We start from the raw sequence: 17,364 nt of genomic DNA, 5'->3' as shown, positions 1-17,364 counted from the left end.
AATTCATGTACAAAGATTAAATCTGACTATGCTTGCGTCTAGCAAAGTACAATCCAGCAATCAATAGAAGGATCACTCCTGCACCAATATAAAGATAGATTCCCTTACCACCTGTTGAAGGAAGTGTACCTTTGTGTTTATTTGGTATTTTTTCAGGAGAAATCAACTGTCCTGCTGTTGCGTAAGATTGTTCATCGACAGTAAATGCTACGCGGTTTGCCAATGGAACATAATTTTCTGGTGCTTTCGTTTCTTCCAGATAGTACGTGCCGTATTTGAGACCTGTCACATCAACTAAACCGTTGTTTGTGGTTGTAAAAACTGTTGCTGATTCTTTCGTCGAAACCCAGTTGACGGCTTTTGTAGATGGGTCGATCGACAAATAGTTGGCTGTGTCACTCTCTTGATCACGAACGACGAATTCTGCTCCAGCAAGTGTTTGATCTGATGCAACATCACCATCTACTTTGACAAATCGTTTGCCGCCAGTAACGACATCGACTGACGGTGGTGTTTGATCATTTGTATGTCCGTTATCGACATTTGCTTGGTTAGAAAACCCTTTTGTTGGATCTGCTTTTTCGTTCAAATACATATAGTAAACAAATTTCAGCGTACCACCAGGAGTGAGTGAAGGAATATAATTCGGATCAACTGAAACCGTGAATCCGTTTGTTTGTTCAGTGACAGAATAATTTGTTGGATCGATTTCTTTATCCCCATCATACAAGACATACGCATACGTTCCTGAAGTTTCATGATCAAATGTCAAAGCAGCGTCATGAGTATCAATGAGTTTGAATGTCGTGTACTTGTTTTGTGTTCCTTCTTTATCAGCGATACCTAAAGGAATATTAACAGAGATCTCATATTGGATTTTTTCTCCGATTGCGACATCTTTTCCATTCAATTGTGGAGTTGTCTTATCGACTTTGGACGTATCATTTTTGATTGTCTTTTCTACAGGTGTTTGACTATTTGCCAAGATCTCAAACGGTGTGTTTGTTTGATTGTCAATCATTTCTGCATTATCAGGAGCTTTTACTTCTTCTAAATTATATTTTCCAACCTCTAAATGATTGACGATCAACTGTCCTTTTTCAATCGTTGCCTCGGCAAAGTCATTGTTGCCGATATCATAAGAATGACCAGTAATGAAATGTTTGGCTTTGGTTTGATCCGTTGTCCAAGTGTACAATCCATCTGTGACACTTTGGATGTATTTTTTGACGCTTGGTGTTCCTTCTTCTTTAGAAATAATGAATGCTGCACCGTTTAGTGCTTCGTTTTCGGCAGTACCGATTTTTGTAACTTTCAACGTTCCATCATTACCGACTGTATTTTTAGGGTAGAGATGGATAGTATCTAGTTCTTCTGTCCCGTATTTATAAGAGCCATCTGCTTGTTTGATCATCTCATATACAGGGAAAGCTAAAACCATGTTTGCGGCAGCTGTCACTCCGTCTTTTGGTTCTTCTTTGATCGTGTAGACTGCATCTTTCCCATTTTGTTTTTTAGGTAAAGATAAAGTGACATTTCCATCAGCATCTGTCGTTCCTGATGCAATTGGTGTACCAGGAGTCAGAGATTGGACTGCTTGTTTTGCTACATCCACCGACGCTCCTTTCTCCCGTTGCGCATAAAATTCTGGAGTGACGTTATAAACAGAAAATGAAATATCGGCTAATCCTTGGTATTGATCGAATTCGCTCATTTCTTTTCCACTGTTTTGAATCAAAGGATCGGGTAAATCAGTCATTTTCTTTTTATGGAGAATGACTTGAGCTGCTGTCTCCTCCGCAAACACTCTTTTTGCACCGAAGCTACTTGTGATTAATGGTAAAATAAGAAAAAGTGCGCCTAATATAATGCTTATTTTTTTATGATTTTTCATTTTGTCACTCCTGTTCTTTTTTTAATAAACAACCATATTGCAAGGCTTGCGAACACCATGCCAACAACGACTAGAAGGATGTTTTTCGTTTCGTTTGTTTTAGGAAGAAATGGACGACTATTTTCTTTTCTGTTCACTACTTTCAATCTACCGACAGTCTCTTTATCCTCAGAGAGACTAGTTGAAATGGTAAACGGAATTTCTGTTTCACTTAAAATATAACCAGATGGTGCTTTGAGCTCTTTTAACCAGTAATCTCCTGTTCTCAACCCGATAATGGAAAAAGCGCCATTTTTATCGGAGGTCAGGTGAAGCGCATCTGGTTCGTTACTTGTCCACTTGTATCCATTGGCTGTTCGCTGGAGGTAATTTCCTGCTTTGTTTTTAATAAGGAATACTGCGCCAGCTAATCGTTTGTTTGGTTTATTTGTCTCGATTTTGACAAATTGCTTACTCCCTGTATATACAGAGACTTTCTTTGTACTGATACCAAAACCAAAATCTAGTGTTCCGTTGTTATTGATTTCCTTGTTCGCCTGAGCTGTACTGCTTAGTTGCATCTGATAAGAAATATTCAGGTTTTTTCCAGCATATTTTTCTAGCGAAGGAATCGAAAATGCAATTTCAAATCCGTGTGGTTTCGTGTGTATGACAAATCCTTCTGATAGCTTTTGTCCATTCGATGAAATCGTTAGACTATTAGGTAAAAACGTTAATGCTCCATCCGCACTATCTGATAATACGAACTTTTGATAGTCTAAGATATTCATAGGGATCGTCGTGTGCAAGGAATAAGTGATTTTGTCACCAATCGTAAAATCATCCCTCGATTCTTCTAATACCTTTTCAAAAGGAGGATCAGGGTAGTTATTTTCTTCATTTTTAGGATACAAATGGATAGATGAAAGTTCTTGATCGTTTTGTCCATATACAGGTAGAACAACTACCATGTTCTCTGCTTTTTCTTTGACGACTTCTGGTGCTTTGGATTCAATAAAAAGATACGCTTTCTCTCTTTTTTTATGATCTTTGACAGGTAGAGAAAAAGAAGCAATACCATCTTCGTTGTTCAGAGTTTCGGTCGTTGCTTCTGCGATAAACGTGCCAGAAGACACACCGTTTTTTGCAATCTCTGTTTGTGCTTCCTCTACTGTTTTCCCCTTTTCTCGTAAATGGTAAAAAGATTCTGTGACATCATAAACTTGAAATGTGGCTCCATTCAATCCCCGATACGTTTGCAATAACTCTTTTTCTTGTCCATCACTTGGCTGGTTTTCCGGTAGTTGGCCATTTGGAAACAATAATTTGTGCAAAGTGATCTGGACCATATCTGGTTCTGTTGCTGTTACTGCCTGAGTAAAAACAGGTTTAAATAGTAATAAGAAGAGACACATACTAAGCCAACCAAGTTTTTTCATATTAGCTGCCCCCTCTTTCTTTTTTGAAAAAAAGATACCAAATAGAAAATGTACAACCAATCATCCCTACTAGATAGATTCCTAAGCGGCCAATTCCTCCCGTTTCAGGTAATGGTACTTTTGCCTGATTCGTGATGTCTAAAGAAATCTGGTTGTTTTTGGCTCCTGGTGAAAGAACAGACTCATAATCTTGTCCCTCCACTTGAATCGATCCATCTTCTTTTATGATGATAGTAACTGGATCTTTTAGTCCTTGGTATCCTCCTGGTGTAAAGGTTTCGGTCAGCTTATAAGTTCCAGGTTTTAAATTTTCGAATAGAAAGGTGTCCGTTTCTTGTCCATCTTTTGGCAATTCTAAGTCTATTTCTGGTCCTTGCAGTCTGAATTTGGCTCCTTTTAATGCCTGTCCGTTGTCTTCCTTTTTGTGTACTGTCAGGTCAAACGCTTTTAATCGATTTTGATGAGTAAGCGTCCACATGCCATTCGTTGTCTCGATGTTTTTCCCCGTGTAAATAATCTTTCCATATTTATCGATTTGGAATTCATAATTTCCCGGTGAAGTATCATATCCTGCAGGACCAGCTGTCTCAACGACTCGATATTCTCCAGGTGTGAGTGAATCAAAAATGGCAAGACCTTTTTCATTCGTTGTTTGGTTGTCCATTGGCTGATAAGCACCGTTTGCTTCTTTTTTCTGTAGGGCAAAAGCTGCACCTTTAAGATTCATCTCTTTGCCCGTCCCTTGCATCGTATACTTACGTACTGCTATAGGAATTTCAATAAAAGGATTTTCAATGGTCAACTGAATCGTATCATCGGAAGTAGTGACTGTTTTTCCATCAACGGTTACCGTACCATTAGAAGCAATCTTGATTTTCCAAGTAGTCTTTTTGCTTAATTCATGTCCTTCTGGAGCTTTTGTTTCTGTCAGTGTATAAGTCATTTCTTTTTGCAATTTGACATTTTCCGGAAGAGAATAGGTCCCATCACCATTATCAGTTAGTAAAGTATCAATAGAATCTCCTGTTAATTTGAAAACAGCGCCAATGAGATCCTTTTCTCCTGTAGAGGAATTTTTCGTTATTTTTAAGTCTAACGGTGTGAATTGTTTAGTATTCTTCCATGTCAGTGCATCTATTTGTTGAGAATCATATCCTGGTACAGGAAGTTCTTTGATTGTTTGGTAACTGAATGCTTGACCTTGATTATTGTATTGAGGCAGTGATAGTATCTCTTGATAACTTTCTCCACTATTTGCAGACAGTTTTTCGATGTCTGCACGTTCCCACGTATTTGCAGTATCTTTAGTTGGTTTAGTGATGCGGATATATCCGTTTTTCCAAGCTGCAGCATCTGTTGTATGGTTCCGTTGGATTTCAAAAGTGACTTGATCTGGACGATTAGCTGGATTATTGTCAAATTCTTCCCATAATTTTTTGATGTGAAGATTGACTCCTGGAGCTTTAGCAGATGGTATACCGAATTCAGCTAGTTCGTCAGTGTCAATACTTGGTTGAAAAGTCGTCCTACCGTTCATTTGATACCAGAAATTCGGGTGGAAGTCCTCATTTTCTGTCTGGATCCTCACTTGGTAATGAATTTGGATTTCTTGGTTTTTTCCTAAATAAATCTGATTGCTCTTGATCGTATTTCCGTCTATAGAAATAGTTGGAGTAACTGTTGTAGGGTTTGTTCCCACGCTTTTGACTGAAAGTGTACCAGGTTGATAAATAAATGGTTCTGCGATTGGATCATTTATTTGTCCATTACTTACAGTTGCAGAGATCTGTACAGCTTTTTTAGCCAGATATTCAGAGATATCTGTTGCATGATCAGCTGATTCATAGTAAAGGTCTCCTTTTTCGTCTGCTGAAACCATTTTCCGCATACGAGACTCTACTTCTGCTTTAGATAGACCAGCTGCTGAATCACTTTGAAGTTGGATACCAAGACCATGTATCTCGATTCCTCGTTCTTTGAGCGCCATCGCTTCTCCAATGGTTGCGATAAATGTGCTGTCTATTCTTCTGGATTGGTTGTTTTGATCAGGTGCATAATAACTTCTTGCAATTCGAGAAGTATTTCCCGGCTGATCTTGAGTATTGGAAAATTGGGTACCGTAATAATCGTTGCTTGATTGTGCGCGTACTCGCTGTACTTTATAGGAAAATGTCGGTACACCATCCGTCAGCAAGACGATCACTTTTTTATGTCCGTTTGGAACGGATAGCATGTCTCCTGCATCTCTTAGTCCTTTTTGTGTAAAAGTACCGCCATTTGTCCATGAAGGTGTGATGGATTTTACTTGATTTTTTACTGAATCAAATGAACCCATCTGTACAGTACCATTACTATAATTATGGCCTTCGCTGGAGTAGCCGACATATCCCATATTGATTTTGTCTGTGATACCGCTATCTGCTAAAGTATCGACAAAACGATCGACACCGATTTTTACTTCACCGATCCGATCATTGTTGTTCATACTTCCTGACCAGTCTACGACCAATACGAGATCAAGAGGTGTGATATCTTTTTGTACATTTCCACGGGCATTTAAATAAACATCAAATAATCCAGGTGTAGTTGTCTCCTTTGCAAACTTACGTATCGCATAGTCTGCTTGATTGCCTGTTCCCCCGTATTCGATATACGAATGAGAGGGAATCACACCAATTTTCATACCAATTGGTTTCATTTATGAAGTTGATTCCTTCGATTATTGAGCGTTTCATTGAAAGAAAAGGGTTGAGGGAGAAAAACATATGATCAGGTTGTTGGAAGGAAACTATAGAAAGATGGAAAAAATCATTCGAATTCTGTCCATTTCTGACAAGTGGATGACTAAAAAAGAACTTGCCAAACGAATTGGTAGTTCAGAATCTACATTTGTAAGGTATATCGAAGAGATCAAAATCCGCTGGGGAACGGATATAACGATTCAATCTTCACAAAAATTGGGGTATCGTCTTGAACATTTGAATGTACCAGCTTATTTAAATGTTCTGATGGAAATGTCACAAAGTTCTACAAATAGTCGTCTATTAAATGAAATCATTGTCAATCCGGGCAAAACGATCGAGTATTATTGTGAAAAAATCTCGATTAGTCGTTCTTCTTTTACGCGTAAGTTGAAACAATGCAATCAAATTTTAGAAAGCTATTTATTAAAAGTAATCGTCGATCAAGGGTTTCAGTTGACTAGCCTGAAAAGTGAGCTCCAGCTGCGTATCTTTGTCACCTTTTTCTTTTTAAGTTACTACGGAAGACGCACGTTGCCATTTCCAATCGAAAAAAAGAAGATCAAAGAAATTATGGTCAAGAATAATTGTCAGTTGAATTTGTTTCAGGAAGAAAGCCCATATGAGCAATCTTTCTTTATTATGTATTTTGTTGTGCATCTTATGCGGGAATCACAAGGAAATCCATTCGAATGGAAAGCTGGAGACTCTTATGTACAGTTGATAAATATCGATAAAAAAGACTTTTTGATCTTGAAAAATCTTTTAGGGAAATTGAAGTACAGCAGCTATATAAAAGTAGTGAACTATTTTGTCAATACGATTTTTTCGGAATTTTCGGAGAAAGAAAAAAATGAAATCAGTGAACAAATACGAAGAAATATATCCTACTGTTCATTTTCATCTGCTGATTGCAAAGAAAAAAACGAAGAATTTGTTGTTCGACTCTTAACTCAAATTTATTTTTTCTCACGTATCTTCCCATACGACACGACTCATTTGACGATTCGCGCCACTTACTTTGCAGAACAGATGCAACATCGCCATATACGTCTATATGCTGGATTTCGTGCAGAACTTCAATTTTATTCCACCCTACTGAATCGAAATTTGATTTGTTATTTATCTAGCTATATATTTTGGATGCTTATCGGTAATCCTGAAATACACCATTATACTTCAGATAAAAAAATACTAATCGTCAGTGATTTAAGTCTTCGACATAGTCGATACATTGAAAAATATGTCAGTGATGTTCTTGCTGTGCATAAGATTCACTCTGAAACAACTGCTATCACTGAAGATCAACTTTCGAAGTACAATCTTCTTGAGTATGACCTGATCGTCACGAATCAACCAATTCCGAATACCCATGTTCCTTATATGTTGATTGATGATAGTGTGTCATTCGCAAATGAAGAAGAACTGATCCGCTTATTTGAACTATAAACAATCAAAAAACAGCTATGTATACTCTACTATCCTGATAAAAATATCAGGACAAATAGACATAGCTGTTTCTTTTTATTGTATACCTTCAGCAATCCAACGAGATTTATAGCGAAAGTCTTTTAACAACTCTTCTTTTGTCCAATTATTTGCAATGAGATCCGTCAATGTGTTCATTACGAGGGACATGGAAAAGTATAGGAAACTAACTGCTTCTTCCGACGATTGAATGGAGAAATGATTGATTCTTAATAATTCCAGCCATTTTTTGTTCATTGGAGAATCAGCCGATAGTTCTCTACGTTTGGTTGTCTGCTGATCATTTCGCTGGGTTAACAAGTATAACCTTTGCCAATAGATACTTTCGTGATCTAAGTCGCAGCACCCCTCTAAATATTTTTCGATCCCCAAAAAGAAATGTTGTTTGTTTTCGCTAATGAATTTTAAGATATCTTGATGGACTATGTGAGAACTGCTTTTGATCGTATACAAATAAGCATCTTCCAAATCTTGAAAATATTTATAAAAAGCACCGCGCGACATCCCCATCTTGTCAACGATCTCTGAGACTTTGACTTGGCTGATGTGCTGTGAGCAAAATATCTCCAGTAATAGGTCATCGATTCTCTGTTTCTTTGCGTTCGATAAATTGAAAAAAGTTTCTTTTGGCATCCACATCTCTCCTTTATCTCTGATTATACGTGGATAGCCCTTCATTGTCATGAAGGATTCATTCCTTCTTTTTCTCTTCTTCTGTCAAGTACCCATCTTCCATTCGATAAACGCGATCACTCCATTGAATCATACGGACATCATGAGTAACCATAATAGTCGCTTTTTGTTTCTCATGAGCTTCTTTAACTAGTAATTTGACGACTTCATATGCATGATCTGTATCCAAACTAGCTGTTGGTTCGTCTGCTAAGATCAAGCTTGGCTCATTATATAAAGCGCGAGCAATTGCCACTCTCTGTCTTTCTCCACCAGAAAGGTCTTTAGGATAACTATTTTTAAGTGACTGGATATCTAAAGATTGCAGCAAGGAATCGATTTTTGTTGAATCTTCTTTTTTTGAAGTAACTTGGTCAACTAGTTCAAATTGTTCCTTTACCGTTAAAAAAGGAATCAAATTAGAGCTTTGGAGAATAAATCCAATTTCTTTAAAGCGTAAATCTGCTCGTTTTTTTTCTGGAAGCTCAGTTAGAGAGTGACCGTTGATCACTATTTCTCCGGAAGTCGGTGTTTGCAATCCTCCTGAAATGGTAAGGAAAGTACTTTTACCTGAACCAGAAGGACCAATGATGCTGACGAATTCTCCTTCCTTTACATAAAAATCAATTGCTTTCAAAGCTGAGACCTTTGTATGACCAGAACCAAATGTTTTGGTAACTTTTTTCATCGTTAATATTTTTTTCATTTTTATTAACCTCCTATTGCTGTAATTGGGTCTACTTTGGTTATCGTACGTATCGAAAACAATCCGCCTAGCATTGCGACAATGATCAAAATCCCACTATATAGCAACCATTGTGACCAAAAAACAGCAAAAGGCATCGCGCTTGGTAAAATCAGACTAGTCAAATAAGCAAACAAAAGAGCAAGCAGAACGCCTACCACCCCAACAATAAAGGACTGTGCTACTAAAGATTTAGCGATGAAGAAATTTTTAATCCCTTGTGCTTTCATTACTCCAAAAATAGCAGTCTTCTGAAGTGTCATCACGTACATGAAAATACCGACCACGGCAGCAACCACTAAGAACAAAAAGTATATCATCGCATTTAAGGTCATATTTTGGGCAGAATAGCCAGGAATACTTTCAATGAATGTCCCAATAGTTAATAACTGTAGATCCTTCGATGTTTTTTCTTTCGAAATTTTAGCTGAATCCTTTATTACGATCCCATTGATCGGCTGTTCTTCTTCAGAAGCAAACGGCTGTTTTCCATACTTCAAAGCAGTCCACGTATCTAGGGATGCATAGATGACGGGAGAAACTGTGTAATAAGTTTCAGGAAAGATACCGACAATCGTCAAAGGATCGTCGTAACTGCCAATTTTGATCGTATCTCCAATTTTATAGCCTGAATCAGCCAGATTTTGAGAGATGATGATTTCATTCTTTGTTTTAAATTCATGCCCTTTCGTGAGTTTTGGTAATAAAAATGCTTCTTTCGTTGTGCCGAAAACTGTAACATTTTCTTTATTTTTTCCTTTGATTGCTCCGCTGTACAATCCGATTGGTGCTTTCTCTCCTCCTTCAATGTATTTCAGATCTCCTCTTGTTAATTGTGAAGCTGCAAATACTTGATTTGCATCCTCCGACAAAACAATCTCTTGTGCGTCCCAATCATCGATTGCTTTTTTAAACTCTTTTGAAAGTCCATTCGCTAGTCCTGACAACATGAATACGACATACGCAATCAAGAACATAATACCGACGATCAAGCCATATCGTAATTTAGAATAGCGAATTTCTTTTATAGCTAGAAACATTTGTTTTTCCTCCCTATGATAGATTGATAGTGACAAAATGTCACTCGTTGAATAGTGTAACTCCAAAGTGACATTTTGTCACTTATGTTGTTTTTTTCTTATCAATAAATTGTCTAAGACATCTTTCGATAAAACCTTAACATGAGTCATAAAAAATTTATTTAAGTCTTATTTATGCTTTCCATGATAAACTAAAGTGACCAAATGAATGAGGTGGGAAAATGATCAAACTGTTAGTAATAGAAGACGATAAGGTATTATCCAATAATATAAAAGAAATACTCACAACAATTGGCGAGATAACACAAGTTTATAACGGTAGTGAAGGACTGTTTGAGTTGGAAAGCGGTGTTTATGACCTTGCAATCTTGGATTTGATGATGCCGGAAATGAATGGTTATGAAGTCCTAGCAAAGTTACGGAAAGAAAAAATACAGACTCCTGTATTGATTTTGACAGCAAAAGATAGTTTGGAAGATAAGATTGAAGGATTTGAACGTGGTGCAGATGATTATCTGACAAAACCGTTCTATCGAGAAGAATTGATCATGCGCGTGAAAGCATTATTGAAACGATCGCTTGGTCTCTTTGATGAAAACATTCTGAAGTATAAGGATATCAGTTGTGATCTAAAAAGTAATGAAGTATTGTACAAAGAACAAGTTTTGCCCATACAAGGAAAAGAGTTTGAATTACTCGTTTATTTTTTACAAAATAAAGGAATCATTTTGACAAAAGAGCAGATATTTGATCGGATCTGGGGATTTGATTCTGATACGACGATTACAGTTGTTGAAGTTTACATGAGCAATTTACGGAAACATCTACGCAGTACTGGACTAGATAAAGAAATCAAAACTTTACGTAATGTTGGTTATATATTGCAAGGGGTGTGATGCAATGAATGGAGATATTACGCGTAAGCAACGTAGCCGTTTTTTTATAACGAATGTAGCTGCATTTGCTTTGATCTTTTTTCTTCTGGGGTTCATTACTTTACAGATATTGAACCAATCTGCGTATAGAGAAACGGATCTTTCATTAGAGAAAACAGATTTTGATTCTCGGACAGTACAATTAGAGATACAAAGGTATCAGCAAGGTGATCCCTTTTTGAACCCGAATCAAATGGAACAAAACAGAACAAACATGGAACAACCATTGATGGAACCATCAAATGACCGATTTAACACTCAAGTGATCTTGTGGTCTGAAAATGGTGAGATATTGAATAAGGCAGCTATTGGTGGACGCTTCAATCAGATCAAAGAATTAAAAATGGATACAAAAAATCTGAATACCATCCAAAATATTGAATTAAATGAAGAAAACGACTCGTCTACCCTCTCCTTCCGCTCGATAACGAAAAAAGCAGAGACGAATCAAGTTGGTGTTGCCTATATCCAAATTTTAGAAAATACAAATCAAATCAAAAATTCATTAGCAACTTTTCGCACAATTATGATTTTGTGTATGGTTGTTTTCTGGCTTATCTCAATTGGCATTAGTTATTACTTGTCTAGTCTAAGCATGCGCCCTATCATTCTTTCTTGGAGAAGACAAAAAGAATTTGTCGAAAATGCTTCTCATGAATTACGTACACCGTTAACGATTATTCAAAATAGTTTGGAACATCTATTTACCAAACCTGATCATACCATCATTGAGGAATCTGAAAGTATTGCTCAAGCATTGTCAGAGACGAGACGGCTCACTGGATTGACTTCAGATCTGCTGACGATTGCCCGAAATGATTCTGATCAGCAGCTACTTTCAAAACAAATGATCAATACACAGGAATATATCGAAAGCCTTGTTAAACCATTTCAAGAGATGGCCACCATAGACGGAAAGGAGTTTATCCTTCATAACGAGGCAACATCAGAAGTACCAATTGACGAAAAAAAGATCCATCAAGTTTTGGTTATTTTGCTAGATAATGCCTTAAAATATACGAATCCAAAAGATAAAATTATTTTAGATTCGTCTGTTAACCATAAAGAATGGCTGATTCACGTAAAGAATACTGGCCCTTCTATCAGTGAAGAAGATCAAGTAAGAATCTTTGATCGATTTTATCGGGAAGATCAATCTCGTGCGAAGGAAACTGGCGGTTACGGACTTGGATTGGCGATTGCAAAACAGATAATCGAACAGCACCACGGACAAATTTCTGTATCCAATTATCTTCCACAAGGAGTTGATTTTAAAGTCCAATTACCGTTGAAGCCTAAAAAATAATGCTTAACTCTAAAACATACTAGGAAAAGGGCTGTGACAATAATCTTGTCACAGCCCTGTTTTCCGAATAAACGGTGTTCCAGAAGTAGCTTCTTTGGAAATAAGCCGAAATTTCACAAAAATTTGAGAAACAAATTTCGTAAACTCCTTCTTATTTCTTGAAGCTGACCACTTCTGTCACAACCTCTTTAGCTTACGCTTAAGATTTTTTATTGCGGTCTTCAATGTGTACGTCACCGCTTGTGTCAATATCCAATTCTTCTCGGCTAACATCTTCTGTCACTTTTTCAACGTCTTCATGTTCTTCTTTATGAATTCCCACTTCTTCACGAACAACTGTATGTTTGCTAACATCTACTTGCTCTTCTTTGATTGGGATAGTGATTGTGTCATCTTCCAAGTTTTCGTCTGTACCCTGTGAAGATGGATCTGTTACTGGTTTGCGCTCGATGACGATTTCTTCACGTTTGACCGGTACTTCTACCGTTTCAGTATCGTTGACCACATGTTTGTGGATGTCGACTTCTCCAGTGGTAACATCATGTGTATTTACATCTAATTTTTCTTCTTTTAGTTGAATCGTATCATCATCTAGATTTGGTTTGCGATCAATGTCTTCAGTCTCTCTTGTACTCATAGAATCAGCTTCGCCAGGTACATCCATCGGATCAGTTCCTGGTGTCATATTCAATGGATCTGTTGTATTTTGAAAGCCTGTCGTGCCATCTACGTCCATTGGATCAGTGCCAGTCCCAGTCCCTAGTCCTGTTCCCATTGTGCTTGCCGGGGTAACTGTATCTTGCGTATCCATTGTGTCTTTTGTTGTTTCTGGCTGACGATAGCCTTTTACTGTGATGACAAATTTTCCAGCAGAAATATCTTCTCTATACTGATATAAAGGATCATTTTCTGGCGTAGCCGTCTCAGAATCATAGGTATCAAAAGAAAAAGTGTCTTTTATTCTTTCCCATAAAGAACGATCTTCTTCGCCATCCATCCGATTCTCATCTGTTTCAACATCTATACCGGATAATCCGTCGAATCCCAGTCTAGTTGCTGCTTCATCAGTAGTATAAATAACGATATCATCTCGATCATACCCTTCGTTACGTAATCGTTCGATTACTGATAATGCTTCATCCTTCATCCCTTGTGCTGTAGCTACCGATGACTGTTAAATTTTTGTCTTCCATGTAAATTCCTCCTAGCAAATAGATTTATGATTGGTATATTTTTACTTATAAATTTATTCTATAGGAGACGATTGATTTCTACAAATATTTAGATTGGAATTAGATTAAAACCTGTCTCTTATACACATCTAGATGTGTATAAGAGACAGCCATTATCTTTTGTTAAGTAATATACAAACTAAAGATAATCGTAACATAAACCTTTGTATAATAACATAGTTCATTGTGAAAAAAGTTCAGATTTCTATGTGACAGAAACCTGAACGAATGTCGCTAATTCGTGATAAGAAAAATCAACCATTTTTTCCCAGATTTCTTGAAAAGAATGGGAAGATAGGTATCGATTACCACATAAATAGTTTACCGCGTCAGCATCATCTAAATATAGTTCAGTATAATAGCGATAGGTTTTTCGGCATAATTCTGGTGATACATTCTTATACACTGTGATTTTGCTCAAAATTTGGCGAATAGTCCGAGGAGAAATTTGTTGATCATGCGAGGAACGAAAAACAAAAGAATTTTCGTCCGTATTTTGTGCTGTTAACTTAAAATAGTTCTCCAGAAACGGCATCGCTTCTTTTGGTATTGGTACTTTACTCAATCTGTTTTCTTTTCTATTCAGATTAAGAATCTGCTTGGTCAAAGATACATCTTTACGTTTAAGTTCTACTACTTCATGGATCTTTAATCCGCAATACAGAAGAATGGCAGTAATCGCAAGGTTCCTCGGTCTATTTTTTTCTTCAAAGCTAGCTTCTCTGCTTGTTCGAAAGCCTTCAATCGGGATAAACAAATGCTCAAAATCTTTGAAAAGTTCAGCATCGATATATCGCGGAGCTGCTTTGGTTGTTTCCGGTAAACTTGTACCCAAAAGAGGGATCTCTTCTTCAATCAGTCCTTTTTGATACAAAAATCGTAAAAAATGATTTAATGAATATTGCTTCCTCGAAATCCCGTAATAGCTATTTTCAAACAATTGCTCCGTTTCTTGGTTCGCTGTAGTTTGGAACGAACGAGTATGTCGATAGATTTTAGCTAAGAAATTCTGATAATCTTGTTTTTCTAGACGGATAATCAGCTGGTCATCCACTTCTTCAGAAAATACTTTTCTCAAATAATCAGTAAACAAATGGAAATCTTTTGCATATTCATAGCGACTACCTAATGATAAAGAAGAACGATTTTCTTCTAAAAACTGTTGAAAGACGGAAGGGAGCAAATGTGTACGTTGTTTTAATTTTTCTTGCAGTTGTTTTCTAGTTTTGCTGTCCAATACAAATCCCTCCAGTTATTGTTCATTTCCTTTATTTTACCGCATTTCTTCAAATGAGGATAGAGACTTTGTCTTGCTTTGATAAAGAGCATCCATGTAACTGTCTTTTAAAAGTCTTTACAAAACCAGAGGTGATTCTCTTAGTTTTTAAGAAGCCCTTAAGTTTCACTTGCAACAATAACTACAATTTCAAATAAAAACAGGTGAATATATGTCAGCTATTCTATTAATTCCAATCTACGAACCCACAGAAAACACTGTATTCTTCATTAATCAATTAGCACAATCTGTAAACGTACCGATTATCATTGTTGATGATGGAAGTGGGAAAACCTATCAAAAACTGTTTCAGCGAATGGAACATCCTAATATCACTAAAATCAGCTACTTTGACAACAAAGGCAAGGGATATGCATTAAAATTCGGCTTTTCAGTTATACTTGATTCCTATCCAGACATTACTGGCATTGTCACAGCAGACAGTGATGGTCAGCATGAAATCGAAGACATCCAAAAAATGCTAGTGGCAGTAGATCGATTAGCTGGTCAGGAATTCCTTTTGGGTGTAAGAGATTTTTCGTATGAAAACACGCCCTTTCGAAGCTATTTCGGGAATCGAATGACGAGCGGTTTTTATTATCTTTCCTCAGGTATCCACTTACAGGATACACAAACAGGACTGAGGGGATTTTCTATCTCTAGTTTATCTGAACTGCTCAAAATCGAAGGAAATCGGTTTGAATATGAAATCAATCAACTGCTAGTTTTACCAAAGATCGGCTATCGAATGACTACGATCCCTATCAAAACAATATATAGCGATGGAAATAAAGGTTCCCATTTTCGAATATTCCAAGATTCCTATCTTGTTTATCGTCCGTTCATTCGTTTCTTTTTTTCTTCGATTTCCTCTTCATTGGTGGATATTGGACTATTCTATTCCATTATATTTTTTATTGGAAATCATACAATGGCTTCTTTGTTGATTGCTACCATACTTTCTAGAGTACTATCAGGAATTTTCAATTATCAAATGAACCGACATTATGTGTTCAGAAAGCAAAGAGCCCATACTGCTTTTTATAAATACAGCTTATTGTTTCTCTTTCAACTAATTTTAAGTTGGCTAGGTGTGTCAATCCTTTCGGTTATTATTCAATCGCTTTTGCTTTGTAAGGCTGTTGTAGATATTTTATTGTTTTTTGCCAGTTTTTCTATTCAAAGGCGCATAGTCTTTCGTTAGGAGGAAATTTATATGAAACTTTTTTTAAGAAAAAAATATATGTGGGCATGTCTATCGAGTGTTTTCTTTTTAGGAAGTTCAAGTTATATATTACTAAAAACATTTGTTTTGCCTCAGGAAATAGCATCAGTAGAAACGATATCCAAAGAGACTTCCAGCTCGACGACAGACACAAAAAGCACGAGTAACTCAAGTTCTTTTGAACCAGTGATCACAGATAATAGCTACCAAGATGAAAATATCAATATCACATTATCTTCAGAACGTGTTGATGAAACCACAGTTTATGTTGCTGATATTACAGTAAGCGATTCTAGCTATTTAAAAACAGCTTTGGCAAACAATACGTATGGACGCAACATCAAAGAAACTACATCTGCGATCGCACAAGAACAACAAGCAATTTTAGCGATAAACGGAGATTATTATGGTTTTAGAGATAAAGGATATGTACTTAGAAATGGCACACTATATCGTGATACACCTAGTGATGATGAAACGAAAGAAGACTTAGTAATTGATAAAAATGGTGATTTCTCAATAATAAAAGAATCAGAAACATCTGCTGAGAAGCTAGTAGAAGAAGACGTACAACAAGTTTTATCTTTTGGTCCTGCTTTAGTTGAAAATGGAGAAGTCACTGTTTCTGAAGATGAGGAAGTGTCGCAGTCGATGAAAAGTAATCCACGAACCGCAATTGCTCAAGTTGGAACAAACCATTATCTCGTTGTTGTTTCAGAAGGTCGAACAGATGATAGTCAAGGGTTGAGTCTCAGCGAACTAGCAACTGTATTGAAAAATCACGGAGCAAAAACCGCATATAATTTGGATGGTGGAGGATCAACAACACTTTATTTCAATGGAAAAGTCATTAATCAAACAGTCGGCGGAAGCGGAAACTCTGAACGATCTGTCAGTGATATCGTTTTTATAGGTTAAGAAAAGGGGTATAGTTATGAATAAGAAAAAAGCATTTTATAGTTATTTTATTAGTTCAGTCCTTCTTTTCATCTTTCAATGGATTTATCATCATTTTAGCCACGGGGTCACTTCACAAGCCTTGAGATGGGTCTGGGTTATTCCAATGGTAGGAGGGGCATTCCTTTTTATTTTCAAAAAAATATTAAATACTTTTCAAAATCGCTTGGCTTTCAATTTATTCAATACTGGTTTGACTAGCTATATCGTCGGGATGATTCTTAAAGGAATATTAGAAATAGCTGGGACTTCCTCACCTTACATAGGAATTTATCCTATGATAGGAATGATTATACTGGGAATCAGTCTCTTTATCTATATAAGTAGCTTACTTATTCACGGATTGGATAAATGAGACAATCGTAATAAATGGAAATATAAGGATTTTTTTCAAAAAATTTCCTATAGGAATAAATGCACAAATGACTATTTTAG

General features: G+C 36.6%; 12 protein-coding genes and 2 pseudogenes. 6 read left to right on the top strand and 8 right to left on the bottom strand.

Going from position 1 to position 17,364, the window contains the following annotated elements; all coding sequences use genetic code 11:
* Positions 1-16: 16 nt before the first annotated feature.
* The 3 genes and pseudogenes from A5849_RS08430 to A5849_RS08420 all read right to left on the bottom strand — a co-directional run.
* A complete protein-coding gene (locus A5849_RS08430) occupies positions 17-1,894 on the bottom strand; it encodes a SpaH/EbpB family LPXTG-anchored major pilin (protein ID WP_086310042.1) in 1,878 nt (625 codons plus the stop codon).
* A complete protein-coding gene (locus A5849_RS08425; RefSeq protein ID WP_086310041.1) occupies positions 1,891-3,312 on the bottom strand; it encodes a SpaH/EbpB family LPXTG-anchored major pilin in 1,422 nt (473 codons plus the stop codon). Before A5849_RS08425 ends, A5849_RS08430 begins: the two co-directional genes overlap by 4 nt.
* A gap of 1 nt (position 3,313) precedes the next feature.
* Positions 3,314-5,974: pseudogene (locus tag A5849_RS08420) on the bottom strand (SpaA isopeptide-forming pilin-related protein); the annotation flags it as partial.
* A 136-nt stretch (positions 5,975-6,110) separates the two neighbouring features.
* On the opposite strand from A5849_RS08420, the gene A5849_RS08415 reads away from it, so the two are divergent.
* Complete coding sequence (locus A5849_RS08415; protein WP_033655613.1) at positions 6,111-7,502, top strand: helix-turn-helix domain-containing protein; 1,392 nt, start codon at positions 6,111-6,113, stop codon at positions 7,500-7,502.
* 75 nt (positions 7,503-7,577) lie between these two features.
* Here the strand turns inward: A5849_RS08415 and A5849_RS08410 are convergent, their stop codons facing one another.
* Genes A5849_RS08410 through A5849_RS08400 form a run of 3 tightly spaced genes read right to left on the bottom strand, consistent with a single transcriptional unit; the run spans position 7,578 to position 9,998 of the window.
* Positions 7,578-8,225, bottom strand: coding sequence for a TetR/AcrR family transcriptional regulator (locus tag A5849_RS08410; RefSeq protein ID WP_002309256.1), 648 nt, complete (start codon positions 8,223-8,225; stop codon positions 7,578-7,580).
* Between the two features lie 7 nt (positions 8,226-8,232).
* Positions 8,233-8,919 (bottom strand): ABC transporter ATP-binding protein, encoded by a 687-nt coding sequence (locus A5849_RS08405; RefSeq protein WP_002286060.1) that lies wholly within the window; start codon positions 8,917-8,919, stop codon positions 8,233-8,235.
* Positions 8,920-8,924: 5 nt separating this feature from the next.
* Positions 8,925-9,998, bottom strand: a complete 1,074-nt coding sequence (locus tag A5849_RS08400; protein ID WP_002309253.1) for an ABC transporter permease — start codon at positions 9,996-9,998, stop codon at positions 8,925-8,927.
* Between the two features lie 221 nt (positions 9,999-10,219).
* Between A5849_RS08400 and A5849_RS08395 the strand changes: the two genes are divergently transcribed.
* Positions 10,220-10,894, top strand: a complete 675-nt coding sequence (locus tag A5849_RS08395) for a response regulator transcription factor (RefSeq protein WP_002309252.1) — start codon at positions 10,220-10,222, stop codon at positions 10,892-10,894.
* Between the two features lie 4 nt (positions 10,895-10,898).
* The gene (locus A5849_RS08390) at positions 10,899-12,239 is read left to right on the top strand and encodes a cell wall metabolism sensor histidine kinase WalK (protein WP_002309251.1); all 1,341 of its coding nucleotides are present in this window, start codon (positions 10,899-10,901) and stop codon (positions 12,237-12,239) included.
* Positions 12,240-12,438: 199 nt separating this feature from the next.
* Here the strand turns inward: A5849_RS08390 and A5849_RS08385 are convergent.
* Both A5849_RS08385 and A5849_RS08380 read right to left on the bottom strand, forming a co-directional pair.
* Positions 12,439-13,432, bottom strand: a pseudogene (locus tag A5849_RS08385) (DUF2382 domain-containing protein).
* A 244-nt stretch (positions 13,433-13,676) separates the two neighbouring features.
* Complete coding sequence (locus A5849_RS08380; RefSeq protein ID WP_086310040.1) at positions 13,677-14,708, bottom strand: tyrosine-type recombinase/integrase; 1,032 nt, start codon at positions 14,706-14,708, stop codon at positions 13,677-13,679.
* Positions 14,709-14,919: 211 nt separating this feature from the next.
* Between A5849_RS08380 and A5849_RS08375 the strand changes: the two genes are divergently transcribed.
* Genes A5849_RS08375 through A5849_RS08365 form a run of 3 tightly spaced genes read left to right on the top strand, consistent with a single transcriptional unit; the run spans position 14,920 to position 17,284 of the window.
* Positions 14,920-15,951 (top strand): bifunctional glycosyltransferase family 2/GtrA family protein, encoded by a 1,032-nt coding sequence (locus A5849_RS08375; RefSeq protein WP_002313750.1) that lies wholly within the window; start codon positions 14,920-14,922, stop codon positions 15,949-15,951.
* A 12-nt stretch (positions 15,952-15,963) separates the two neighbouring features.
* Entirely contained in the window at positions 15,964-16,890 is a 927-nt protein-coding gene (locus A5849_RS08370) for a phosphodiester glycosidase family protein (protein WP_002309248.1), read from the top strand.
* 16 nt (positions 16,891-16,906) lie between these two features.
* Positions 16,907-17,284 carry a hypothetical protein gene (locus tag A5849_RS08365; RefSeq protein WP_002309249.1) on the top strand — a complete coding sequence of 126 codons (378 nt, stop codon included), beginning with the start codon at positions 16,907-16,909 and terminating at the stop codon, positions 17,282-17,284.
* Positions 17,285-17,364 lie beyond the last annotated feature (80 nt).

It is taken from the genome of Enterococcus sp. 10F3_DIV0382, assembly GCF_002140245.1.
Taxonomy (GTDB): domain Bacteria; phylum Bacillota; class Bacilli; order Lactobacillales; family Enterococcaceae; genus Enterococcus_B; species Enterococcus_B lactis.
Note: the sequence above shows the minus strand (reverse complement) of the source record. Positions and strands in the feature narration are given on the sequence as shown.